We start from the raw sequence: 23,339 nt of genomic DNA on the forward strand, positions 1-23,339 counted from the left end.
CGGCATGCCGGCATGCAGCGGTGTTGCGGAAAAAAGAAACGGCACCACGAAGGTGCCGTTTCAAAAGGTGGTTCTCCACTATGCCGATGCATGCGAAACGACCCTGAACCCGAGGTTCAAGTGGAGACGCTGAGACCCCATTGGGCTTTCCGCTCGTAGACGGACATGCACACCCGGTGTCGGCGCGCCCCCGGTGTCGTTCTTAAGGGACAAGGCGATATGTTTGCACATGCTGTCGGGCACGGCAGAGAACGCACTTGAAGTATACCTGCAGGCATGGGCGAAGGTCACCCGTTGGTCGGCATTGGCAGGTTCAAGTTGGTGGCCGGGGTGTGCACTTTCCCGGGCCGGCATTGTTCAGGGCGCTTCGTCCAGGGCGCGGTCCAGGCGCCGGTTCAATTCGCTCAGGGCGCGCTGCAGGTCGCTTTCCTGTTCGCTGAGCTGGTTGCGCAGCAACAGCAGTTCATGGGCCAGGTTCAAGGCGGTGAGCACGGCCACCCGATCCACCGACGCGGTGCGGTTGCCACCGCGGATCTCGCGCATGCGCCCGTCCAGGCTGCGTGCGGCCGCTTCCAGGCTGTCACGTTCGGCCGCATCCACGCCCACGGTGTAGTCGCGGTCCAGGATGCGGATGGTGACCGGGGTGCTGGCACTCATGTGTTCTGCTCCAGGGAACGCAGCCGGGTGATCATCGCTTCCACGCGGGAGCGGGCCATCTCGTTCTTGGCCAGCAGCTGGGCGCGTTCGACCATCAATTGCTCCTGGGCCACACGCAGGCTGCGGTTCTCCTCGGCCAGGCGGGTATTGCGCTCGACCAGGGTCTGGACCCGCAAGGCCAGGGCGTGCAATGCAGCGACGGGATCAAAGGCAGGCATGGGCGCACGATAGGCAGGCAAACGCTGGCCGGTCAAGCACCATCGGGGTTGGCCCCGGTACACTGCGCGCATGGCTGCACAGGACGTGGCGGCGCTTCGATTCCCTTCAATAGGCAATGCAATGAACGAACTTCCCGATTTCACCGCCGTTTCCCAGCAGGCCAACGCACTGGCCCTGGCCAGCACCCCGGCCGAGTTGCATGGCGGGCTGTGCGGCTGGCTGGCCGCCGGTGGCATCGACCGCAACGACTGGCTGGCGGCGGTACTGGCCGACCCGGGCCTGGCCGCGCCGGAAGCCGGCAGTGCCCTGGACCGCCTGCGTGCGGTGAGCGTGGCCCAGCTGGAAGACCGTGACTTTGCTTTCGAGCTGCTGCTCAGTGCGGCCAGTGCCACGGTGCTGGAACGCACCGGCGCGCTGTTTGACTGGTGCCGCGGCTTTCTGGGTGGTTTCGGCCTGGCCAGTGGCACCCGCCCGAGCCTGAGCGAGGAGGGCGAGGAGGCACTGGAAGACCTGGCCCGTCTGGCCGCTTCCAGCAGCGATGAATTCGAGGCCGGCGACGAGGACGAGGATGCCCTGGCCGAGATCGAGGAGTTCGTGCGCGTGGCCGTGCTGCTGCTGCACGGTGACTGCGTGATGGCCGTGCGCCACCGCAAGAGCCTGAACTGAGGAGCCGGCGATGTCCTTGCGTGCATTGACCGGGATCAGCGCCGGTGAGTACCGCGGCCGCCGCCGCCAGTTGATGGACGCAGTGGGCGAGCAGGCCATCATCGTGCTGCCGGCCGCCGCGGAGAAAGTGCGCAGCCATGACACCCATTACCCGTTCCGACAGGACTCCAACTTCCATTACCTGACCGGTTTCAACGAGCCCGAAGCCGTGCTGGTGCTGGTGCCCGGGCGTCGCCATGGCGAGGTGATCCTGTTCTGCCGCGAGCGCCATCCCGAGCGCGAGATGTGGGATGGCCCGCGTGCCGGTACCGGCGGGGCGGTGTCGTTGTACGGGGCCGATGATGCCTACCCGATCGAGGACATCGACGAGATCCTGCCCGGCCTGCTGGAAGGGCGCAGCCGGGTGTATTACCCGTTCGGCCGTGATGCCCAGTTCGACCGCCAGCTGATCGGCTGGGTCAACCAGGTGCGTGCCCAGGTGCGCAACGGTGCACGCCCGCCGCATGAGCTGCTGGAGCTGGGCACCCTGCTGCACGAAATGCGCCTGTTCAAGAGCGAGGCGGAAGTTGCCCTGATGCGCCATGCCGCCCAGGTCAGCGTGCAGGCCCACCGCGCGGCGATGGCGATCGTGCGCCCGGGCATGCCCGAATACGTGCTGCAGGCCGAACTGGAACGTCATTTCCGTGCCAGCGACTGCTGGCCGGCGTATGGCTCCATTGTCGGTGCCGGTGGCAATGGCTGCGTGCTGCACTACGTGGCCAACAACGCGGTGGCTGCCGATGGCGACCTGGTGCTGATCGATGCCGGCGCCGAGTACCGTGGCTATGCGGCCGACATCACCCGGACCTTCCCGGCCAACGGCCGCTACAGTGCCGAGCAGCGCCAGCTGTATGACCTGGTCGAGCGTGCCCAGGCCGCCGCCATCGCCATTGCCCGTCCGGGCACGCCGTGGGAGGCGTTGCACAACACCGCGCTGGATGTGCTGGTCGATGGCCTGCTGTCGCTGGGCCTGCTGCAGGGCACCCATGCCGAAGTGCTGGCCAGCAAGGCCTACCTGCGCTTCTACCCGCACAAGAGCGGGCACTGGTTGGGCCTGGATGTGCACGATGTGGGCAGCTACCGGATCGAAGGCGAAAGCCGCCTGCTCGAACCGGGCATGGTGCTGACCATCGAGCCGGGGATCTATGTGCGCCCGGATGACAAGGATGTACCGGCCAAGTGGCGTGGCATCGGTATCCGCACCGAGGACAACCTGGTGATCACCGATGACGGCCATGACAACATCACCGGTGCACTGGAGCGCAGCGCAGAGGCGGTGGAGGCCTTCATGGCGGCCGCGCGCGCCGGCTGATCGGCGCTGGCGCTGGCGTTGTCCTGCGACAATGACAAAGGGCGCCATAGGCGCCCTTTGTTGATTGTGCCGACGGCCGCTGGCTGGAATCAGGCCGGAGTGGCCGCAAACACCGGGCGGGTCAGGTTGTCGGCCTGGGCGTCGGTGCACAGCACCTCGTCCTCGATGCGGATGCCGCCGTAGGGCTTGAACAAGTCCACCCGCTGCCAGTTCACCGCATCGGCCTGGCCGGCCGCGCGCAGGTCTTCCAGCAGCATGTCGATGAAGTAGATGCCCGGTTCGATGGTGACCACCATGCCCGGCTGCAGCTGCCGGGTCAGGCGCAGGAAGCGCTGGCCGTCCGGGCGCTGGATGAAGCCACCATGCTCGCCTTCGGCAAAACCGGCCACGTCGTGCACCTGGGCGCCGATGCCGTGGCCGATCCCGTGCGGGAAGAAGGCATTGCTGACCCCGGTGGCCAGGGCCGTTTCGGCATCGACCTTGATGATGTCGAACTCACGCAGCACCCCGGCCAGGCCGAGGTGGGCATCCAGGTGCAGCTGCTTGTAGTCAAAGCCGGCGCGGACCTTGGCGCACAGCTGTTGCTGCACCCGGTCCACCGCGTCGATCAGGGCCTGGAATTCGTCGTGGCCGGCAGCGGCGTAGCTGCGGGTGATGTCCGAGGCGTAGCCAAAGGCCGAGGCACCGGCATCGATCAGGAAGCTGCGCGGGTCGGCCGGGCGCTGCTTGTCCAGTTCGGTGTAGTGCAGCACTGCGCCGTTCTGGTTCAGCGCGATGATGTTGCCGTAGGGCAGCTCGTTGGCATCCTGGGTGGCCGCTGCGCAGTAGGCCATGTGGATCTCGAACTCACTGGCCCCGGCGCGGAAGGCGGCCTCGGCGGCCTTGTGCGCGCGCACGGCCGGTACCTGGGCGGCGCGCATCAGGGCAATTTCATAGGGCGTCTTGAACGAGCGGTGCCAGTGCAGGTGGTCAAGCACGGCCTGCGGGTTGTTGGGCGCGAAGGCACCGATGGCGCTGTTGGCCTCGCCGAGGATGGCGCAGCGCGCCGGGTCGGCCGGCAGCAGCGGCAGGGCCTGCTCGGCCTCACGGATGATGTGGATGTCGAAATGCTCCACCCACCAGCCGTTGGGCGCGGCCGGCACCACATGCCAGTAATCACGTGGCTGGTTGAAGATCAGCTGCGGGCGCTTGCCCGGGGTATGGACCACCCAGCTGTCCGGCACCCGGGTCAGCGGCAGCCAGTGCTTGAAATGCGGGTTGACCGCAAACGGGTAGTCGCGGTCGTCAAACACCTGGTAATGCAGCCGGCCGGAAGGGATGACCAGATGGTCCAGGCCGGCGCGGGCCAGTGCGGCATCGGCGCGGGCGGTCAGGGTGGCCAGGTGGTCGGCGTACAGCGGGGCGGGATCAGGCAGGTGCATGGGCATGTATCCAGGAACGACAGCCCATGATTGTGCACCTGCCTGCCGGCGATTGCGCGCCTCAGCTGGTCTGGCCGGTGCTGATCCACTGCCGCAGCAGTTCGCGGTGGGTGGCGCTCAGGGTCAGAAAGCGCAGGCCGGCCCAGTACTGGCCGGGCGCATGGGCCGGTTCACGCCAGAGCAGGTGCACGCCGACATCGATGTTGGCCGCCTGGCCGTGGCGGTCGGGCACCTGGAAGCTGAGCTGGTACAGCGCATCGTCCACCAGCGGGGCGTCGGAGAGGATCAGCATGCCGCTTTCAGACACATTGCCGAGCCGGCCGATCACCTGCTCGCGCATCTGGTCGGTGACCGGAACATGTTCGGGAACGGCGCGGCGCGGGGCGCGACGGGTGTCTTCCATCATGCGGACTCCTTGTTGCCGCCACGGCCGGCCAGGCTGCGCAGGGTGCGCAGGGTGGCCTGCCAGGCGCGGTCGATCAACCGGCCCTGGCTTTCATTGACGATGCGCAGCTGGCCGCTGGCCATCAGCCGGGCCAGGCTGTCCATGGTGTGTTCGGCCACCTTCTGGCCACGTGCGTTGACGAACAGGGCGTTGTCGGTGAGCTGGCTGAACCAGGACATGCGCAGGCGACGGGTGTCGCCCTGCTGGTTGGTGTGGAAATCAAACCAGGTGCCGAACGGCAGTTCACGCAGCTGCTGGTAGCACGATTCTTCGGTGGTGTTGCGCGCTGGCGGTGGTGCCGGGCGCTCGACGGCTTCGTCCTGGCGGCCGCCCTGGTCGCCCAGGCGGCTGCGTGCCTGCAGGCGGGCAGTGAGCTCGGTGCGCGAGGTGATCGCATCCTCGCCGCCCGGGGTGGACAGGCGGCGGGCAATCGCGCCGGCTTCCTCGCCGTGGTAGCCGACCTGGCCCAGGGCCTTTTCCAGGCTCTGGCCGAAGTCTTCATCGGCCGGGTTGCCTGCGGCCTGGGTGGTCAGGGCCACGATCTGGCGGGTGGCGGCCACCTGCTGTTCCCATTCGCCGGATTGCTCGCCCTGGCGCAGCAGGGTCAGCATCAGCACATCATTCCAGGCCTGGCGCATCAGGTTCTGCACGAAACGCGGCGGTGCCGGTTCGCTGTCGCAGGCGGCCTGGATGGTCTTGTCGGCCACGCGCCGGGCGCTTTCCAGGCGTTCCTTGCCGCGCGCTGCCTCGATGAAGCGGCGTTCGGCCAGTTCGGCCTTGTGCACCGCACTGCGGTAGTGGGCCTGGATTTCCTCGGTGGCGTTGGCAAAGACCTGCTCATCGCCGTCGTAATCGTTGACCACCTTGTGCACGGTCTGGCCGAGCTTGGCCACCAGCACCGGGTCCACGTCCTCGTTGCCCAGCCACAGGGCGCCGGATTCGGCCACCGCATTGAGCAGCTCGCGCGCCGGGTGTTCATCGCGCACGAAGAAGCCCGGGTCGCTGATCGCCGCGCGCACCACCGGCAGCTGCAGCTGGGTCAGCAGTTCTCCGGCGCTGGCATCGCTGCGCATGTGGGCCTGGATCTGCCGGTAGAGCAGGCCGAGCAGGTCCATGGTGTCGTTGTCGCGGGGCGAGAGCTGGGCCGCCGGGCCGTGCTCGGCGCGGGCCTGGGCCAGCAGGGCGTTGCGGATGTCCTCGATCGAGCGCCCGGGGCTGGCCGGCTTGGCGGCGGTCAGGCCCTGCAGGCGGGCCAGCAGGTTGTTGACCACCGGGCTGCTCAGGGCCGGGCCCGGGGCGGCGCTGGCCTGCGTGGCGGACATGTCCGCCTCCGGGCCGGCAGCAGGCAGGCCGTTGCCCGCCTGGAGCGGCAGGCTGGCGCTGCTGAGCGGCAGTTGGTTGCCGTAGGTCTGGCGGGCGGCGCTGAGCATCTGCTGCAGGTCGGCCAGGTCTTCCTCGCTGACCGCGGCATTGAGCGCCTGGCCGGGCTGCAGGGCGGCAGCGGCCGCACTGGCCGCCGCCGCATCGGCGGTGGCGGCATGCAGGCTCTGGCGCCAGCCGCTGGCCGGGGCCTGGCCCTGCCACTGGGTCAGTGGTCGGTCGGCACCACCGGTGCCGGCGGGCGAAGTGCTGGCGGAGTTGCCCGATGCCGCGCTGTTGCCGTGCGGCGACGGGGCATCGGCGTCGGCCGGGCCGGCACTGCGCCGACGGCCGGCCGGACGCGGCAGGAACGGCTGGTAGACCAGGCCGGGCAGCACGCCCTGGCTGGCCAGCAGGCTGTTGGCGCGTTCCAGCAGTTCGGCCTGGCGCTCGAACACCATGCGGCCGAAGGCCTTGTACAGGACCAGGCTGGCCTCGGCACTGAGATCGAGCAGGCTGCTGGCCTGGGGCAGGCGTCGGCACAGCCAGTGCGGGGACAGCGGTACCTGCTCGATGTCATAGGCCGGGCGGGCCGCCAGCACCGCCATCCGCTGCGAGAGCACATGCAGGGCGCTGGCATGACGTGGTGCCTCGCGCCGGGCCAGGTCGGCCAGCACGATGTCACGGTCGATCTCGATGTCCTGCACCAGTGACAGCTCGGTGGCCGGGGCGGCGACCGCGTCGGCCGGCAGCCGCGCATCGGCTTCGTGCAGGCTGGTCAGGGCCCGCCCGCTCAGGCTCAGGTAATGGCGGGCAAAGGCCTCGCCCATCGGCATCACATGGCGGGCCTGGCCGAGCAGGTCCATCTGCAGCTGGCTGTTGCGTGCCACGTCGGCATGGCGCATCAGGTCGCGCTCCAGCTCGACGATGGTCAGCGTCAATGGTGTGAGCAGGATCTGCTGGGTCAGCTGCTGCAGCTGCTCCAGCAGCCCGCTGACCCTGGGCGGCAGGGCCGCGGGCAGCTCAATGGAAGGCGGTGTTCGTGGCGAACCGGCCATGGTGTGCATCCTGCGTCCCCTGAATGGCACAAACTTTAAACGCCTGACCGGTCAGGTGCCAGTGGTGGCCGGGGACGGGATGGAGGCTGGCCGGCAGACGCTGCTCAGGGCAGGAACAGCTCGACCACGTCATTGGTGAAGCGGCGGCCCAGCTCGGTCGGCTGCCAGAAGCCATCCTTGCCGGTCAGCCAGACACGCTGGCTGGCCTGGCCCAGGGCCGCGGCAATGGCTGCCGGCTCCAGCCCGGTACGCGAACTGAAGTCGCGCTCGCTGAATCCCTCGTGCAGGCGCAGCAGGTTGAGCATGTACTCAAACGGCAGGCGGGAGGCATCGATGATGTCATCGCCGCCGATGCTGGCCGGCGTGCCGGCGGTGTCCATGAAGGTCTGCGGGTGCTTGTGCTTCCAGCGCCGCAGTACGTGCTGCTCGGCGCCGGAGCTGATCTTGCCGTGGGCGCCGGCACCGATGCCCAGGTAGTCGCCGAAGCGCCAGTAGTTGAGGTTGTGCGCGCACTGGCGCCCGGCGCGGGCGTAGGCGCTGACCTCGTACTGGGCATAGCCGGCGTCGGCCAGCATCATCTGGCAATGCTCCTGGATGTCCCAGGCCGCGTCTTCATCGGGGATGCCCTTGGGCGGCTTGGCGAAGAAGATGGTGTTCGGTTCCAGGGTCAGCTGGTAATGGCTGATGTGGGTCGGGTCCAGGGCAAAGGCGCGCTGCAGGTCGTGCTCGGCGGCAGCCAGGTCCTGGCCGGGCAGGGCATACATCAGATCCAGGTTGATGTTGTCAAAGCCGGCATCCTGGGCCAGCTTGACCGCACTTTCGGCCTGGGCGCTGTCGTGGATGCGGCCCAGTTTGTGCAGCGCCTGGTCGTTGAAGCTCTGGATGCCGAAGCTCAAACGGTTGACCCCGGCCTTGAGGTAACCGTCAAAGCGGCCATGCTCGGCGGTGCCCGGGTTGGTTTCCAGGGTGATTTCCGCATTCGGGGCAAAACGCAGGCGCGCGCTGGCCGCATCCAGGATGCGGGCGATCGCCTCGGGCGGGAACAGGCTGGGGGTGCCGCCGCCGAAGAACACACTGCTCACCACCCGGCCCCAGACCAGCGGCAGGTCCTGGTCCAGGTCGGCGATCAGGGCATCGATGTAGGCATCAAAGGGCAGGGCGCCCTTGCCGGCATGCGAGTTGAAGTCGCAGTACGGGCATTTGCGCACGCACCAGGGCAGGTGGATGTAGAGCGACAGCGGCGGCGGAATCAGCGTGGACATCAGCAGGTTTCAGGCGCCCAGGAAGGCGGGCAGGGCGGGGATCAACTGGGCCAGGGCCAGGCCGCGGTGGCTGCGGGCGTTCTTGTCGGCCGGCGCCAGCTCGGCGGCTGCCAGGCCGCTGGCCGGGTCGCCGAATACCGGGTCATAGCCGAAGCCGCCGGCACCGCGCGGGGCGCTCAGCACTGTGCCGCGCCAGCGGCCCTGGGCGATCAGCGGGTCCGGGTCCTCGGCATGGCGTACCACCACCAGGGTGCAGTGGAAATGGGCGCCGCGTTGCTGCACGGGCAGGCCGTCCAGCTTGCCCAGCAGCTTGGCAATGTTGGCTGCATGGTCGCCGTGGTTGCCGGCATAGCGGGCCGAGTACAGGCCCGGTGCGCCGCCCAGCGCGTCCACGCACAGGCCCGAATCATCGGCCAGCGCCGGCAGCCCGGTGATGCGGGCGGCATGACGGGCCTTGAGCAGGGCGTTTTCGACAAAGCTCAGCCCGGTTTCCTCGGCATCGTCCACGCCCAGGCTGGCCTGGGACAGCACGGTGATCCCGGCATCGGCCAGCAGGCGGTTGAATTCGGCCAGTTTGCCGGCGTTGCCGCTGGCCAGCACAAGTTGTTTCATGACGCAGGTTCCAGCAGGTCCCAGGTGTTGCCGTACAGGTCGGTGAAGATGGCCACGGTGCCGTGCGCCTCGTGGCGCGGCGCTTCGGTGAAGCGCACCCCGCGGGCCAGCATCGCGGCATGGTCGCGGGCAAAGTCATCGGTATGCAGGAAGAAGCCGACCCGGCCGCCGGTCTGGTCGCCGACGCGGCCCTGCTGGTTGACCGTGCTGGCCAGGGTCAGGACCAGGCCGGCATGGCTGCCGTGCGGGGCCACCACCACCCAGCGCTTGCCGGTGCCGATGGCCACATCCGCACGCAGCTCAAAGCCCAGTACCTGGGTGTACCAGGCAATGGCGCGGTCATAGTCATCCACCAGCAGGGTGGCCAGGGCCAGTTGCTGGTTCATGCGCCCAGCGCCGCCTGCTGGGCGGCGAGCAGTTCGCCGATGCCCTTTTCGGCCAAGGCCAGCAGCTCATTGAGTTCATCGCGACGGAAGGCATGGCCCTCGGCGGTGCCCTGCAGTTCGATGAAGCCGCCACCGTCATTCATGACCACGTTCATGTCGGTGTCGCAGTCGCTGTCTTCGGCGTAGTCCAGGTCCAGCACCGGGGTGCCGCGGTACACGCCCACCGACACGGCCGCCACGGCGCCGATGATCGGGTTGCGCTTGAGTTCCTTCCTGGCCATCAGCGTGTTCACGGCATCGACCAGGGCCACGTAGGCGCCGGTGATCGCGGCGGTGCGGGTGCCACCGTCGGCCTGCAGCACATCGCAGTCCAGGGTGATGGTGCGTTCGCCCAGGGCATTGCGGTCCACACAGGCGCGCAGGCTGCGGCCGATCAGGCGCTGGATCTCCAGGGTGCGCCCGCCCTGCTTGCCACGGGCGGCCTCGCGGTCGGTGCGGGTATGGGTGGCGCGCGGCAGCATGCCGTACTCGGCCGTCACCCAGCCTTCGCCCTTGCCACGCAAAAAGCCCGGCACCCGGTTCTCGATGCTGGCCGTGCACAGCACGCGGGTGTTGCCGAAGCTGACCAGCACCGAACCTTCGGCATGGCAGGTGAAGGCGCGTTCGATGCGCACATCACGCAACTGGTCGGCCGAACGGCCGGAGGGACGGGAAAAGCTGGTCATGGGGCTACCGGAATCTGGCGGGAACAGGAACGCGGACACGGCCAGATGCCGGTCAACGCGGCCGGCTAGGGTACCATCTGCTCTTTGAAGGCATGGAAATCTCCCATGATCCGTAGCATGACCGCCTGGGCTGGCGGCGAACGCGCCACCGCCTGGGGCACCCTGTCCTGCGAGCTGCGCTCGGTCAACCACCGTTTCCTGGAGGTGGGCCTGCGCCTGCCTGAAGACCTGCGCGCGGCCGAAAGTGCGTTGCGCGAACGCATCAGCGCGCGGGTGAACCGCGGCAAGATCGATGCGGTGCTGCGCCTGCGCAGCGCCGAAGGCGTTGCCACCCTGGCCGTCAACCAGGCCCTGGTGGACCAGCTGGCCAGCCTGGCCCTGGGCCTGCACAGCAAGTTCCCGCACATGCGCATCGGTTTCACCGACCTGCTGCAGTACCCGGGGGTGATCCAGGGCGAGGCGGTGGATGCCACTGCACTGCAGGCCCAGGCACTGGAACTGCTGGACGAAGTGCTGGACGGCTTCATCGCCGCGCGCGAACGCGAGGGTGGCAAGCTGGCCGCCGCCATTGCCGAGCGCGTGGACGGCATCGAGCAGATCGCCGGCCAGGTGCGCGAGCTGATTCCGGCCATCCGTGAAGGGCAGCGTGCCAAGCTGGCCGCGCGTCTGGCCGATCTGCCGCATCCGGTGGAGCCGGGCCGGGCCGAGGCCGAACTGGTGCTGTGGTTGCAGAAGCTGGATGTGGATGAGGAGCTGGACCGCCTGGCCAGCCACATCAGCGAGATCCGCCGGGTGCTGCGCTCGCGCGAGCCGGTCGGCCGCCGTCTGGACTTCCTGCTGCAGGAGTTCAACCGCGAGGCCAACACCACCGGCTCCAAGTCGGTGGACAGCCGCACCTCCAATGCCGCGGTCGAGCTCAAGGTGCTGATCGACCAGATCCGCGAGCAGGTCCAGAACATCGAGTGAGGCCGTCCGGCCGCTCCCTCCTTCCCGTTATCGATACCCTCTAGCCATGCGCGGAACCCTCTACATCGTCGCCGCACCCTCCGGTGCCGGCAAAAGCTCGCTGGTCAATGCCACCCTGGCCCGTGACCCGCAGATCTGCCTGTCCATTTCCTTCACCTCGCGGGCGATGCGCCCGGGCGAGGAAAACGGCAAGCACTACCACTTCGTCCCGGCGGCCGAGTTTGAATCGATGATCGCCGCCGGCGATTTCTTCGAGCACGCGCTGGTCCACGGCGACTGGAAGGGCACCGCCCGGCAGTCGGTGGAGCCGCAGCTGGCGGCCGGCCAGGACGTGCTGCTTGAAATCGACTGGCAGGGCGCGCAGCAGGTCCGGGCCAAGGTGCCCGGCGCGGTGAGCGTGTTCATCCTGCCGCCTTCGCGCCAGGCGCTGGAAGAACGCATGCGCAAGCGTGGCCAGGACAGCGAGGCGGTGATTGCCCAGCGCATGGCCGCCGCCCGCGAGGAAATGTCCCACTTCGCCGAGTTCGACTACGTCATCGTCAACGAGGACTTCGACACCGCCGTGGATGAAATGTGCGCCATCTTCCGCGGTAGCCGCCTGCGCCGCGAGGCCCAGGCCCAGCGCCATGCCGGCCTGATCGACACCCTGCTGCAGGATTGATTGACTTAACTGGCTGATTCATAAGGGGTACTCTTGCCCCTGATTGATTCTGCCCGCTGGGCTGGCGTACAATCGCCGCCTTTCCCCGTCCAAATAGTGCGGCCGCACAGGCTGCCGGGAGCTCGCATGGCCCGCATTACCGTAGAAGATTGTCTGGAAGTTGTTAACAACCGTTTCGAGCTGGTCATGATGGCCTCCAAGCGTGCCCGTCAGCTGGCCAATGGCGTGCAGGCCACGCTGGACAACAGCGAAACCGATGACAAGCCGACGGTGCTGGCGCTGCGCGAGATTGCCGCGCGCAAGATCGACAACGCCCTGATCGACGAAGTGGAGAAGGCCGAGCGCGAGCGTGCCGAGCGCGAAGCGCTGGAACTGGCTGCTGCCGAGCTGGTGGCCGAAGAGGACATGAGCAAGAACGACGACTGATTTTCCGTCGCCCTCGTGATTGCCGTGCAACGGCCCGCCTGTGCGGGCCGTTGTTTTGTTTGGAGGCAAGGTTTACCGCCGCCTTCCACTGACATAGTCTTCTGTCATGAAACCAAGTCCTGCCATTTCCGCCCTCGCCGATACCGGTGCGGCGGTTCCCGACTATGTGCTCCAGCTCGAGCGCAGTGCGGCCTATCTGCCGGCTGAGCAACAGCAGGTGCTGCGTCGGGCCTGGGAGGTCGGGGCGGCGGCGCACGCCGGGCAGACCCGCAAGTCCGGCGAGCCCTACATCACCCACCCGGTGGCCGTGGCCGGGGTGCTGGCCGAACTGGGCCTGGATGTGGAGGCGCTGGTTGCCGCCATCCTGCATGACACCATCGAAGACACCCCGCTGACCCGCGAGCAGCTGGCCGGCCAGTTCGGCGAGGCCGTGGCCGACATCGTCGAGGGCGTGACCAAGCTGGACAAGCTCAAGTTCCGTGACCGCCAGGAAGCGGCGGCGGAGAGCTTCCGCAAGATGCTGCTGGCCATGTCGCGCGACCTGCGCGTGATCATGATCAAGCTGGCCGACCGCCTGCACAACATGCGCACCCTGGGCGCGCAGAGTGCCGAGGCGCGCCAGCGCATCGCCCTGGAAACACTGGAAATCTACGCCCCGATTGCCCAGCGCCTGGGCATGAACCTGGTCAAGAGCGAGCTGCAGAACCACGGCTTCAAGGCGTTGTATCCGTGGCGGCACACGATCCTGGAAAAGCACATCCTGTCCCAGCCGGTGGTGCGTCGCGAGGCGATGGCCCAGGTCGAGGTGCAGCTGAGCCAGCGCCTGGCCCGCGAGGGCATCGAGCACCGCCTGATCAGCCGGATCAAGACCCCCTGGAGCATCTACAACAAGATGAACCAGGAGAACAAATCCTTCGACCAGGTGATGGATGTGTTCGGCTTCCGCCTGGTGGTCAAGGATGTGCCCACCTGCTACCACGCCCTGGGCGCGGTGCATGCGGCGTTCAAGCCGCTGGACGGGCGCTTCCGCGACTTCATCGCCATTCCCAAGGCCAACGGTTACCAGTCGCTGCACACGGTGCTGTTCGGCCCCTACGGCTCGCCGATCGAGGTGCAGATCCGTACCGAGGAAATGGACCTGGTGGCCGAGCGCGGCATCGCCGCGCACTGGAGCTACAAGTTCGGTGGTGACGGCCCCAACAGCGCGCAGAGCCGGGCCCATGCCTGGATCAGCGAGCTGGTCGAGTCGCAGCGTGCGGCCGGCTCGTCGCTGGAGTTCCTGGACAACGTCAAGGTCGACCTGTTCCCGGACGAAGTCTACCTGTTCACCCCCAAGGGCAAGATCCTGGCCCTGCCGCGCAATGCCACCGCGCTGGATTTTGCCTATGCGGTGCATACCGATGTCGGCAACAAGGCGGTGGCCTGCCGGGTGGACAAGAAGCTGGTGCCGCTGCGCACCCGCCTGAGCAGCGGGCAGACGGTGGAGATCATCACCGCCCGTTCGGCCACGCCCAAGCCGCAGTGGCTGGAGTTTGTGGTCTCGTCCAAGGCGCGTACGGCCATCCGCCACCAGCTCAAGCAGCTTGAGCACGAAGATGCCGTGCAGCTGGGCCATCGCATGCTCGACCGCACCCTGGAGGCAATGGACAGCTCGATCGAGCGTCTGCCCAAGGGGCGCATGGATGCCTTCCTGGCCGAGCACCGCTACCCGCGTCTGGAGGCCTTCCTGGCCGACGTGGCACTGGGCAACTGGATGCCGTTCCAGGCCGCCCAGGCCCTGCTGGCCTATGCCGACCTGCGTGGCCCGGCCAGCCTGCGCAGTCAGGAGAAGATCCTGATCAGTGGCAGCGAGCGTGGGGTGGTCAGCTTTGCCAACTGCTGCCAGCCGATCCCGGGCGACGAGATCATGGGTTACCACACCGCCGGCAAGGGCATCGTGGTCCACCGCATGGATTGCCCCAACCTGGCCGAGCTGCGCAAGACGCCCGACCGCTGGGTGCCGATCGGCTGGGATACCAGTGTGGTCGGCGATTACGACACTGCGCTGGTGGTGGCGGTGGAGAACGGCACCGGCGTGCTGGCCCAGTTGGCTGCCTCGATTGCGCAGAGCAAGTCCAACATCGACCGCGTCGATTACCTGGATCGCGACCCGAATGCCGCGGTGTTGTGCTTCAACATCCAGGTCAATGACCGCAACCACCTGGCCGAGGTGATGCGTCGCCTGCGCCGCCTGAGCGTGGTGCAGTCGGTGCGCCGGCAGTAACGGCTGCCGGCACTGCCTGTTGTTGCCGGCAGGTGCCGGATCGCCTGCTCAGGATGGCTACAATGGCCGCTCCATGAACCAACAGGAGCGCGCCATGAGCCGCCAGATCATCAATACCGACCAGGCCCCGGCTGCCATCGGCCCGTATTCCCAGGCCGTGCGCGTGGGCAACGTGGTGTATTTCTCCGGCCAGATTCCGCTGGACCCGGCCACCGGCAACGTGGTGGAAGGTGACATCACCGCCCAGGCCCGTCGTGCCTTCGACAACCTCAAGGCCGTGGCCGAAGCGGCCGGTGGCTCGCTGGAGCAGATCGTGCGTTGCGGCCTGTTCCTGACCGATCTGGGCCAGTTCGCCCAGGTCAATGCGGTGATGCAGGAATACTTCTGCGCGCCGTACCCGGCCCGTTCGACCATCGAAGTGTCCGCCCTGCCCAAGGGTGTGCTGTTCGAAGTCGAAGCCACCATGGTGCTGGAATAATCCGAGCACTGTGAGCCGCAAGCGGATTTCCGCCCCGGCCCTGGCGGCGGCCGGGCAGTCGCCGTTGACGGCGCTGTCCGGCGTCGGCCCGGCGGTGGCGGCCAAGCTGACCGAACGTGGCCTGGGGACCTTGCAGGACCTCTGGCTGCACCTGCCGCGCAGCTACGAAGACCGCACCTGCATCACTCCGCTGGCGCTGCTGCGCAACGGCATGTCCGCCCAGGTGGAAGGGCAGGTGGTGGCGGTTGAGCGCAGTTTCCGTGGCCGGCCGATGCTCAAGGTGGCCATCGAGGACGACAGTGGCGGCCCCTTGGTGCTGCGCTTTTTCCATTTCCGTGCCGCCCAGGTGGCGCAGTTCGCCCACGGCGTACGCGTACGAGTATTCGGCACCGCCAAGCTCGGCCCGACCGGGCTGGAGATCGTTCATCCCAGTTACCGGGTGCTGGCGCTGGGCGAGGAACCGGGCCTGGGTCAGACCCTGGACCCGGTGTATCCGCTGGTGGATGGGGTTGGCCCGGCCACCGTGCGCAAGCTGGTCGGCCAGGCGCTGGACCGGCTGCCTGCCGAAGCCGAGCTGGATATCGTGCCGCCGGCCTGGCTGGCGCAGTTGGGCCTGCCGTCCCTGCGCAGCGCCCTGTTGACCGTGCACCGGCCCGAGGCTGATACGGACCTGGCCGCACTGGCGGCCGGTCGCCATCCGGCCATCGCGCGGCTGGCGATCGAGGAATTGCTGGCCCATCACCTGAGCCTGCGCCGCCAGCGCATCGCCCTGCAGCAGCATGCCGCACCGGCGTTGGATGGCAGTGGCGACGGCGTGGCGCGTCTGCTGGCGGCGCTGCCGTTCCAACTCACGGGTGCCCAGCAACGGGTGTTTGCGCAGATCGCCGACGACCTGGCCCGGCCGCAGCCGATGCTGCGTCTGGTCCAGGGCGATGTCGGCTCGGGCAAGACCGTGGTGGCGGCGTTGGCGGCGATGCTGGCGGTGCAGGCCGGTTTCCAGGTGGCGCTGGCCGCGCCCACCGAGCTGCTGGCCGAGCAGCACCTGCACAACCTGCGTGGCTGGCTGGAGCCGCTGGGGGTATCGGTGTGCTGGCTGGCCGGCAAGGTCACCGGCAAGGCGCGTGCGGCCACCCTGGCGGCGATCGCCGACGGTTCGGCCCAGGTGGTGGTCGGCACCCATGCCCTGATGCAGGACAGCGTGGTGTTCCATGACCTGGCCCTGGCCATTGTCGATGAGCAGCACCGTTTCGGCGTGCACCAGCGGCTGGCCCTGCGCGACAAGGGCGCACGCCCGGGCAGTGTGCCGCACCAGCTGGTGATGACCGCCACCCCGATTCCGCGCACCCTGGCGATGAGCGAATACGCCGACCTGGACGTCTCGGCCATCGATGAACTGCCGCCCGGACGTACCCCGGTGCAGACCATCGTGCTCAGCAACAGCCGCCGCGACGAGTTGGTCGAGCGCATCCGCCATGCCTGTGCCCAGGGGCGGCAGGCCTACTGGGTGTGCACCCTGATCGAGGAAAACGAGGAGCTCCAGGCCAGTGCGGCCGAGTCCATCCATGCACAACTGGCGGCATCGTTGCCGGAGCTGCAGGTGGCCCTGGTGCACGGGCGCATGAAGCCGGCCGACAAGCAGGCGGCAATGGCCACCTTCAAGGCGGGCGATACCCACCTGCTGGTGGCCACCACGGTGATCGAGGTGGGCGTGGATGTGCCCAATGCCTCGCTGATGGTGATCGAGAATGCCGAGCGCCTGGGCCTGGCCCAGTTGCACCAGCTGCGCGGCCGGGTGGGGCGGGGCAGTGCGGCGTCCAGTTGCGTGCTGTTCTACCAGGGGCCGTTGTCGATGATGGCCAAATCGCGCCTGGCCACCATGCGCGATACCCACGATGGCTTTGTCATCGCCGAGAAGGATCTGGAGCTGCGTGGCCCGGGTGAGTTGCTTGGCACGCGGCAGACCGGGGTGGCCCTGTTCCGGATCGCCGACCTGGCCCGTGACGCCCACCTGCTGCCGGCGGTGCATGAGCTGGCCGAGCGCCTGTTGCAAGGCCATCCTGCGCTGGTGGAGCGGGTGATCAGCCGCTGGATCGGCTCGGCGGTGCGTTACGCGGCAGCCTGACGGCGGGCTTTGCGTTGCTCGCGGTGCGGTGGCAGACTCCCATGCCAACCAAAGCGAAAGCATCATGACTGAAAAGATTCCGTTGCTGATCGACACCGATCCGGGTGTCGACGACGCACTGGCCCTGTTGATGGCCTTTGCCGATGACCGCCACGATGTGGTTGGCCTGACCGTGGCGGCTGGCAACGTCGGCCTGGAGCACACGGTCCGCAATGCCCTGAAATTGTGCGAGGTCGCCGGGCGGATGGATGTGCCGGTGTTTGCTGGTGCCCCCGAGCCCCTGGTGCACCCGGCCGAGGATGCGGCCCACGTGCATGGCGTGGATGGCTTCGGTGATGTCGGCCTGCCGCTGGCCAGTCATACCGTCAGTGACGAGCATGCCGCGCTGGCGATCATCCGCCTGTCCCATGAGCATGCCGGCAAGCTGTTCCTGGTCGCCCTGGGGCCGCTGACCAATGTGGCCCTGGCGCTCAAGCTGGATCCGAGCCTGCCCACGCGCATCAAGCGCGTGCTGGTGATGGGCGGTGCGTTCAGTGCGCATGGCAACATCACCCCGGCCGCCGAGTTCAACATCGCGGTGGACCCGGAAGCGGCGCATATCGTCTTCACCGCCTTCCCGATGGTCGAAGTTGCCGACTGGGAAGCCACCCTGGCCCACGGCCTGCTGCATACCGACGTGATGGCCTGGCTGGATGCCGATACCGACAAGGCGCGTTTTTACGAGCTGATCTCGCGCAAGACCCGTCTGTGGTCCGAAGACAGCCGTGGCGAGCGCTGGTACGCCGCCGATGCGCTGGCCATGGCCTGGGCGCTGGAGCCGGAATCGGTCACCCGGGTGGAATCGCGCCCGTTGGTGGTGGAGATGGCCGGCACCCATACCCGTGGGGCCACGATCGTGGACTGGAACCGCCAGAGTGGACGCAGCGACAACGCACAGCTGCTTATCGGGTATGATCAGCGGCGTTTCGAGGCTCGCGTGCGCAGTGCGCTGGGCCTGAACTGAACCAGCAGAGTGTCCCGGCTTGCGTACTGCGCAGGCCGGGAATATAATGCCGCTCTTGCCCTGCAGCCCTCTTTTTCATAAGGTGCGAGCCCATGAAGGCCGATATCCATCCGAACTACCGCGCCGTCGTTTTCCACGACGTGACCTCTGATTTCAAGATCCTGACCCGTTCGACCATGGCTTCCAAGGAAACCATCAAGTGGGAAGACGGCGAAGAGTATCCGCTGATCAAGGTTGAAATTTCCTCTGCTTCCCACCCGTTCTACACCGGTAAGCACAAGGTCATCGACACCAGCGGCCGCATCGACAAGTTCCAGAAGCGCTACGCGCGCTAATTCTGCGAACGTCGCACGCGACGCCAACAACGGCCACCTGCAAAGGTGGCCGTTGTCGTTTCCGGCATGGCGGTCATGGCCTGTATCCGCCATGCCTATGCCAGGCATGGCCTGCATGTATCGGCAACGTGCGCTGAAGCAAGGGGCTACGTCTTTAGTCACAGCCGTACCTGCTTTCTTACCGGCCCGGATTGGCTGTGCGATAATGATGAAATCCGCTGGCAGAGTCGGCGGACTCTATTTTCCGATGCTGCCCACACCCCCGCGTCGAGGGCGGCGACTTCCTATAAAGGAGCGACCCCGTGTCCGAGATCAATCAGGTCACGCTCAACGCCGGCGACAAGTCGGTTGTTCTGCCTGTCATCAAGCCGACCCTTGGCAACGATTGCGTCGAAATTTCCAAGCTGACCAAGGAAACCGGTCTTTTCACCTACGACTCCGGTTACACCGCTACCGCCAGCTGCAAGTCGGCCATCACCTATATCGATGGTGACAATGGCGTCCTGTTGTACCGTGGCTACCCGATCGAACAGCTGTCGGAAAAGTCGACCTACGTTGAAGTGGCCTATGCCCTGATCAACGGCGACCTGCCGACTGCCGAGCAGCTGGCTGCCTTCGAGGCCGAACTGACTGCTGAAGCCACTGTCGATGCCTCGATCAATGCCCTGATCGCTTCGTTCGACAAGGACGCGCACCCGATGGCCATCCTGGCCGCCGCCATTGCGCAGCTGTCGGCCAAGTACCACAACACCCTGAACCTGGCCGATGAAGGCCAGCGCCGTCAGGCAGCCATCCGCCTGATCGCCAAGGTGCCGACCCTGTCGGCCCTGATCTACCGTCACGGCAAGGGCCTGCCGGCCAACAGCCCGGACCTGTCGCTGGGCTACGTGGCCCGCTTCCTGAAGCAGACCTTCGAATCGGCCGACGGCCAGTACGAAATCAATGCTGACGTGGTCAAGGCGCTGGACCTGCTGTTCATCCTGCACGCCGACCACGAGCAGAATGCCTCGACCTCGACCGTGCGTCTGGTCGGTTCGACCGGTGCCAACCCGTACGCTTCGGTTGCCGCTGGTGTGACCGCCCTGTGGGGTCCGGCTCACGGCGGCGCCAACGAAGCCGTTCTGAAGATGCTGGAAGAAATCGGCACTGCCGACAATGTCGAGTCCGCCGTGCTCAAGGCCAAGGACAAGACCTCCGGCTTCCGTCTGATGGGCTTCGGTCACCGCGTCTACAAGAACTTCGATCCGCGCGCCAAGGTCATCGGCGTGATGACCAAGAAGGTGCTGGACCAGCTGGGTATCCAGGACCCGCTGCTCGACGTTGCCGTCAAGCTGGAGCAGGCTGCGCTGAACGACGAATACTTCGTTGCCCGCAAGCTGTACCCGAACGTCGACTTCTACAGCGGCATCATCTACAAGGCGCTGAACATTCCGACCGAACTGTTCACCGTGATGTTCGCCCTGGGCCGTACCTCCGGCTGGGTCTCGCATTGGCTGGAGCAGCAGGTCGATCCGGAAATGAAGATCGGCCGTCCGCGTCAGGTCTACACCGGCTCGCCGGTCCGCGACGTCAAGTAATGCAGCGGCCTGCGGGCCTTGCATGAACTGATGTGGCAGCAAAAAGCCCCGCGCAAGCGGGGCTTTTTGCTGTCTGTGACACGGCAGCAGGGCACTGGCCTGGTATGTGCCGGCAGGGCTCAATTGATAAGTTGCTGCAGCTGGGAGGCGCTGGCGCGGGGCAGGGCGCTGCCATCGATCGGATTGGCTGGCGGGCTGCGCAAGGCGTGCATGGGCAGCACCCAGAGCTGGAAGGTGATGCCGTCCACCTGCAGGGTCCAGCACGGCGTCTGCTGCACGCTGCCATCGACCAGCTGCAGCTGGCCGGCATCCTGCTGGGCGGGCAAGTGGTGCTCGTGCAGGAACAGGCCGGGGGCTTCCGGGGTATCGGTATGCAGGTGCACGATCACCGGATCATGGGCCTGGGCGCTGCCATCGAGCACGGCGCCGCTCAGGCGCGGGCTGAAGGCGTGCAGGAACTGCATTGCTTCCAGCGCCGCCTGGCGCTTGTGCAGCAGGTGCAGGGGTCGGTCGGGGTGGGCGAACAGGCTCAACTGGCTGGCCAGGGCCTGTTCGATCTCGCTGCGGGTCGGCAGGTCCGGGTGGCCCTCGCGCAGGCTCAGGCCGAGCTGCGTGGCCGCCTTGTTGCGTGCGCTGCGCATGTCCATGCCGCCCTCGCGAATGTGGCGGGCGGCCAGTTCGGCGGCGTGTCGGCGCAGGCGGGGTGGGCTGGGCATGGCGATGCTGCTGGCGGGGCGGATGGTCCCGGGCCGGCAGGCCGGCCCGGGATGAAAAAGGGCCGGCATGGCCGGCCCCTTCAAACTCAGAAGATATCGAACGCGCTGTCGTCCGGCGCGGCGGTATCGCTGAAGAAATCCTGCTCCTGCAGGCGGTCCATGTCCTCGACCTTGACCCATTCGGTGGCGCCATTGACCACGGTCTGGACCATGCCGGACGGCGGGTCGGGCATATTCAGTGGGGTGTCCTTCAGCGCCACGCGCATGTAGTCGATCCAGATCGGCAGCGAAGCGCGGCCGCCATATTCGCGATAGCCCAGCGAGCTGAAGTCATCGCGGCCGACCCAGACCACGGTGGCCAGGGGGCCGCCGAAGCCGGCGAACCAGGCGTCGCGATGATCGTTGGTCGAGCCGGTCTTGCCGCCTACGTCAGCCCGGTTCAAGACCTTGGCCGCAGTGGCGGTACCGCGGCTGACCACGTCGCGCATCATCGACTGCAGCTGCCAGGCGGTGCGCTCATCGATGGCGCGCGGTGCGGTCTGGGCGTTGGCCACCGGTGCCGGCGTGGCGGGCGTGCTGGTGTTGCTGGTTGCCGGTGCCGGTGCCGGTTCGGCGCCGAAATTGAAGCCATCCACCACCTGGCTGACCGGTGCGCTGGTGGTGCCACTGGCGCCGCCACAACCGCGGCAGGCGACCAGCGGGGTGTGCTGGAAGATCTGCTGCTCGTTGCGGTCCACGATCCGGTCAATGAACCACGGCTCGATGCGCGAGCCACCGTTGGCGAAGGCGGCATAGCCACGGGTCACCGACAGCGGGGTGAGCGAGGCGGTGCCCAGGGACATGGACAGGTTGGGTGGCAGTTCGTCCAGGCCGAAGCCGAACTCGCTGATGTAGCGGCGGGCAAAATCCACGCCGATGGTGTCCAGCATGCGCACGCTGACCAGGTTGCGCGACTGCACCAGTGCCTCGCGCAGGCGCATCGGGCCGCGGAAGCCGCCGCCGTCGTTCTGCGGCTGCCACGTCTTGCCATTGCGCTGGCGGAACACCACCGGCGCATCAAGCACGATCGAACCGGGGTTGAAGCCCTTGTCAAAGGCGGCCGCATACACGAACGGCTTGAAGCTGGAGCCGGGCTGGCGACGGGCCTGGGTGGCGCGGTTGAACTTGTTGCCGGCAAAGCTGTAACCGCCGACCAAGGCGCGCAAGGCGCCGGTATCGGCTTCCAGTGATACCAGGGCGGACTGGCCGCGCGGCACCTGGTCCAGCAGCCAACTGCCTTCCTTGTCGCCAGCGCGCACACGCACGATGTCGCCGCGTGCGACCAGGCGGGCCGGGGTGCGGTTGGTCCAGCGGCTGGAGGCGGCGTCCAGGGTGATCACCCGCGCATCGGCCAGTACCGCTTCGGCGCGGCCGTCGCTGTGGACGGTGCTGATTACGGCAGGAAGCAGGCTGGCCTGTGCGCTGATGCCGGCAAGTTCACGGGCGATGGTCGCAGGATCGGCACCAGTGGCCAGCTCCACCTTTTTTTCCACCCCGTGCCAACCGTGGCGGTGGTCATACAGGTGCAGGCCGTCGCGTACCGCCTTGTTGGCGGCCGCCTGCAGGGTGCCGTCCAGGGTGGTGTAGACCTTGTAGCCCTGGTTGAGGACGTCATCGCCGTAGCGGGTGACCATCTCCTGGCGCACCATCTCGGCCACATACGGGGCTTCGACCTGGACCTGGGGCTCGTGCGGGGTGGCGTGCATCGGCACGGACATGGCGGCCTTGGCCTCGGCCTGGCTGACAAAACCCAGCTCGGCCATGCGCGGCAGCACATAGTGGTCACGGCGTTCGCGGGCGCGGGTCGGGTTGGAAATCGGGTTGGCAGCTGACGGGAACTTGGGAATGGCGGCCAGCGAGGCCATTTCATCCAGGTCCAGTTCGGCCAGCTGCTTGCCGTAGTAGTAGTGCGCTGCCGCGGCCACGCCATAGGCGCGGTTGCCGAAGAAGCTCTTGTTCAAGTACAGCTCGAAGATCTCGTCCTTGCTCAGTTCCGACTCGATCTTGCGCGCCAGCAGGATCTCGGCGAACTTGCGGGTGTAGCTGTACTCGCTGCTCAGGTAGAACTGGCGTGCCACCTGCTGGGTGATGGTCGAGCCGCCCGGCACGCGCTTGTTGTCGGTGGTGGCCAGCAACCAGACGGCCCGGCCGATGCCTTTGTAGTCGACCCCGCCATGCTCGTAGAAGCGGGCGTCCTCGGTAGCCAGGAAGGCCTGTTTGAGCCGTTCGGGTACCTCTTCGATGCGCACTGGGTTGCGCCGTGACTCGCCAAACACCGCCATCAGCTGACCTTGGCGGTCATATACGTACATGGGTTCCTGGAGCTGGATTTCGCGCAGGCTCTGGACCTCGGGAAGCTCGGCGGAAACCTTGGTGTACAAGGCTGCAAGCGCTATGGCCGCGACCACGCCGGCCACCAGGCAGAGCAGCACGAACCAGCGCAAGATGCGGCGAAAACTGACCATCACGGGCACATCCGATTTGCGAATTAGCAAGCCACAGAGTATAGATTAGGGGCGGCCTTCACGGGGTTTGGGCCGCCAGCGACTCGGGGAGCCCAGGTTGTCAGGCGTGACCGCTCACGCAACTTGG

The 23,339-nt window shown here is 67.0% G+C and carries 22 protein-coding genes and 1 other RNA gene; 11 read left to right on the forward strand and 12 right to left on the reverse strand.

Annotated elements, in window-relative coordinates:
* Nucleotides 1-68: 68 nt before the first annotated feature.
* The 3 genes from ssrS to ABB30_RS14695 form a co-directional block, all read right to left on the reverse strand.
* Nucleotides 69-254: non-coding RNA, 6S RNA (gene ssrS, locus ABB30_RS15920), on the reverse strand.
* 103 nt (nt 255-357) lie between these two features.
* Nucleotides 358-657 carry a cell division protein ZapA gene (locus ABB30_RS14690; protein WP_057639061.1) on the reverse strand — a complete coding sequence of 100 codons (300 nt, stop codon included), beginning with the start codon at nt 655-657 and terminating at the stop codon, nt 358-360.
* A complete protein-coding gene (locus tag ABB30_RS14695) occupies nt 654-875 on the reverse strand; it encodes a TIGR02449 family protein (protein ID WP_057639062.1) in 222 nt (73 codons plus the stop codon). Before ABB30_RS14695 ends, ABB30_RS14690 begins: the two co-directional genes overlap by 4 nt.
* A 121-nt stretch (nt 876-996) precedes the next feature.
* On the opposite strand from ABB30_RS14695, the gene ABB30_RS14700 reads away from it, so the two are divergent.
* Together ABB30_RS14700 and ABB30_RS14705 are read left to right on the forward strand one after the other, a co-directional pair.
* Nucleotides 997-1,542, forward strand: coding sequence for a YecA/YgfB family protein (locus tag ABB30_RS14700; protein ID WP_057639063.1), 546 nt, complete (start codon nt 997-999; stop codon nt 1,540-1,542).
* Between the two features lie 16 nt (nt 1,543-1,558).
* Nucleotides 1,559-2,893: an aminopeptidase P N-terminal domain-containing protein gene (locus ABB30_RS14705; protein ID WP_057639087.1), complete on the forward strand. Its 1,335-nt coding sequence runs from the start codon at nt 1,559-1,561 to the stop codon at nt 2,891-2,893.
* A gap of 89 nt (nt 2,894-2,982) precedes the next feature.
* Here the strand turns inward: ABB30_RS14705 and pepQ are convergent, their stop codons facing one another.
* From pepQ to rph, 7 genes are all read right to left on the reverse strand, one after another.
* On the reverse strand, nt 2,983-4,314 hold the full coding sequence (gene pepQ, locus ABB30_RS14710; protein ID WP_057639064.1) for a Xaa-Pro dipeptidase: 1,332 nt from the start codon (nt 4,312-4,314) through the stop codon (nt 2,983-2,985).
* A 61-nt stretch (nt 4,315-4,375) separates the two neighbouring features.
* Nucleotides 4,376-4,720: a PilZ domain-containing protein gene (locus tag ABB30_RS14715; protein ID WP_057639065.1), complete on the reverse strand. Its 345-nt coding sequence runs from the start codon at nt 4,718-4,720 to the stop codon at nt 4,376-4,378.
* The gene (locus ABB30_RS14720) at nt 4,717-7,176 is read right to left on the reverse strand and encodes a DUF1631 family protein (RefSeq protein ID WP_152980772.1); all 2,460 of its coding nucleotides are present in this window, start codon (nt 7,174-7,176) and stop codon (nt 4,717-4,719) included. The genes ABB30_RS14715 and ABB30_RS14720 overlap by 4 nt, the downstream gene beginning before the upstream one ends.
* 104 nt (nt 7,177-7,280) lie before the next feature.
* Nucleotides 7,281-8,438, reverse strand: a complete 1,158-nt coding sequence (gene hemW, locus ABB30_RS14725; RefSeq protein WP_057639066.1) for a radical SAM family heme chaperone HemW — start codon at nt 8,436-8,438, stop codon at nt 7,281-7,283.
* Nucleotides 8,439-8,447: 9 nt separating this feature from the next.
* Nucleotides 8,448-9,050 (reverse strand): RdgB/HAM1 family non-canonical purine NTP pyrophosphatase, encoded by a 603-nt coding sequence (rdgB, locus tag ABB30_RS14730; protein ID WP_057639067.1) that lies wholly within the window; start codon nt 9,048-9,050, stop codon nt 8,448-8,450.
* Nucleotides 9,047-9,436, reverse strand: coding sequence for a VOC family protein (locus tag ABB30_RS14735; protein WP_057639068.1), 390 nt, complete (start codon nt 9,434-9,436; stop codon nt 9,047-9,049). The genes rdgB and ABB30_RS14735 overlap by 4 nt, the downstream gene beginning before the upstream one ends.
* Entirely contained in the window at nt 9,433-10,161 is a 729-nt protein-coding gene (gene rph, locus ABB30_RS14740) for a ribonuclease PH (protein WP_057639069.1), read from the reverse strand. The genes ABB30_RS14735 and rph overlap by 4 nt, the downstream gene beginning before the upstream one ends.
* A 105-nt stretch (nt 10,162-10,266) precedes the next feature.
* Between rph and ABB30_RS14745 the strand changes: the two genes are divergently transcribed.
* From ABB30_RS14745 to ABB30_RS14785, 9 genes are all read left to right on the forward strand, one after another.
* A complete protein-coding gene (locus ABB30_RS14745) occupies nt 10,267-11,127 on the forward strand; it encodes a YicC/YloC family endoribonuclease (RefSeq protein WP_057639070.1) in 861 nt (286 codons plus the stop codon).
* 46 nt (nt 11,128-11,173) lie between these two features.
* Nucleotides 11,174-11,788, forward strand: coding sequence for a guanylate kinase (gene gmk, locus ABB30_RS14750; RefSeq protein ID WP_057639071.1), 615 nt, complete (start codon nt 11,174-11,176; stop codon nt 11,786-11,788).
* Between the two features lie 126 nt (nt 11,789-11,914).
* Complete coding sequence (gene rpoZ, locus ABB30_RS14755) at nt 11,915-12,214, forward strand: DNA-directed RNA polymerase subunit omega (RefSeq protein ID WP_057639072.1); 300 nt, start codon at nt 11,915-11,917, stop codon at nt 12,212-12,214.
* A 106-nt stretch (nt 12,215-12,320) separates the two neighbouring features.
* Complete coding sequence (locus ABB30_RS14760; RefSeq protein WP_057639073.1) at nt 12,321-14,477, forward strand: RelA/SpoT family protein; 2,157 nt, start codon at nt 12,321-12,323, stop codon at nt 14,475-14,477.
* A gap of 94 nt (nt 14,478-14,571) precedes the next feature.
* The gene (locus ABB30_RS14765) at nt 14,572-14,955 is read left to right on the forward strand and encodes a RidA family protein (RefSeq protein ID WP_057639089.1); all 384 of its coding nucleotides are present in this window, start codon (nt 14,572-14,574) and stop codon (nt 14,953-14,955) included.
* 10 nt (nt 14,956-14,965) lie between these two features.
* Nucleotides 14,966-17,077 carry an ATP-dependent DNA helicase RecG gene (recG, locus tag ABB30_RS14770; protein WP_057639074.1) on the forward strand — a complete coding sequence of 704 codons (2,112 nt, stop codon included), beginning with the start codon at nt 14,966-14,968 and terminating at the stop codon, nt 17,075-17,077.
* Nucleotides 17,078-17,141: 64 nt separating this feature from the next.
* Complete coding sequence (locus tag ABB30_RS14775; protein WP_057639090.1) at nt 17,142-18,080, forward strand: nucleoside hydrolase; 939 nt, start codon at nt 17,142-17,144, stop codon at nt 18,078-18,080.
* Between the two features lie 92 nt (nt 18,081-18,172).
* The gene (locus ABB30_RS14780) at nt 18,173-18,415 is read left to right on the forward strand and encodes a type B 50S ribosomal protein L31 (RefSeq protein WP_057639075.1); all 243 of its coding nucleotides are present in this window, start codon (nt 18,173-18,175) and stop codon (nt 18,413-18,415) included.
* Nucleotides 18,416-18,717: 302 nt separating this feature from the next.
* Nucleotides 18,718-19,992, forward strand: a complete 1,275-nt coding sequence (locus tag ABB30_RS14785; RefSeq protein WP_057639076.1) for a citrate synthase — start codon at nt 18,718-18,720, stop codon at nt 19,990-19,992.
* A gap of 119 nt (nt 19,993-20,111) precedes the next feature.
* Here the strand turns inward: ABB30_RS14785 and ABB30_RS14790 are convergent, their stop codons facing one another.
* Both ABB30_RS14790 and ABB30_RS14795 read right to left on the reverse strand, forming a co-directional pair.
* Complete coding sequence (locus ABB30_RS14790; RefSeq protein WP_057639091.1) at nt 20,112-20,708, reverse strand: hypothetical protein; 597 nt, start codon at nt 20,706-20,708, stop codon at nt 20,112-20,114.
* Nucleotides 20,709-20,794: 86 nt separating this feature from the next.
* Nucleotides 20,795-23,212, reverse strand: a complete 2,418-nt coding sequence (locus ABB30_RS14795) for a penicillin-binding protein 1A (RefSeq protein ID WP_057639077.1) — start codon at nt 23,210-23,212, stop codon at nt 20,795-20,797.
* Between the last annotated feature and the right edge of the window lie 127 nt (nt 23,213-23,339).

Source organism: Stenotrophomonas ginsengisoli (assembly GCF_001431485.1).
Lineage (GTDB): Bacteria > Pseudomonadota > Gammaproteobacteria > Xanthomonadales > Xanthomonadaceae > Stenotrophomonas > Stenotrophomonas ginsengisoli.